Source organism: Brevibacillus borstelensis, assembly GCF_037834415.1.
Lineage (GTDB): Bacteria > Bacillota > Bacilli > Brevibacillales > Brevibacillaceae > Brevibacillus > Brevibacillus borstelensis_A.
Map to the genome: position 1 here is coordinate 1 of NZ_JAUMSJ010000115.1, position 619 is coordinate 619.

Genomic DNA, 619 nt, shown 5'->3' on the forward strand with positions numbered 1-619 from the left:
GGCAACGAGAATTTGTAAGGCTTTTTTATCCAATCTACGTTGGAGTCGATATTGGAGCAGATTTTCATGTGGCTACCTGCATTACTCCGGAACAGTTTCGCGATGGAAAATGGAAAAGGGCCAAAACAATGAAATTTGATGCAGACAGCTCGGGTATTTCTGACTTCTTAGACGCCCTTCATGTTGTTCAAGAGCAGTTAGGATTAAAACCAATCGACTTTTTTGTTTTAATGGAACCAACTGGTGGTCACTATTCCTTTCTCCTTCAACAGGTCCTATTAAATGCTGGTTACTCACTTTACATGGTTGAAAATGCCTCTGTGAAGAAATTTCGTGAAGAAACGCTAGGTATTCAAGAAAAATCCGATGCTATTGATGCTAGGACAATGGCATATATGGGGTGGCATAAGTCTCTACATCCTGATATGAAATCTGTACGACTGGCTAGTCCCGCCTCGTTGTCACAGTCAATTTTTCGCACCCTCATACGGGATCGGTGGTTGCTTACTACCACCTTGACCCGCCGGAAAAATCAAGTGCAGCAGTTGTTTCGGATCACTCACCCTGATCTAAAAAGAGCGTTTAAGAAGCTTTCTAATCCTTCTGTATTACGCTTAGT

The 619-nt window shown here is 42.3% G+C and carries 1 protein-coding gene; it reads left to right on the forward strand.

Translation table 11 applies throughout. From position 1 onward, the window contains the following. Positions 1 to 619, forward strand: a 619-nt coding sequence (locus tag Q3F21_RS27200; RefSeq protein ID WP_340259724.1) for an IS110 family transposase, incomplete at both ends; no start/stop codon positions are given.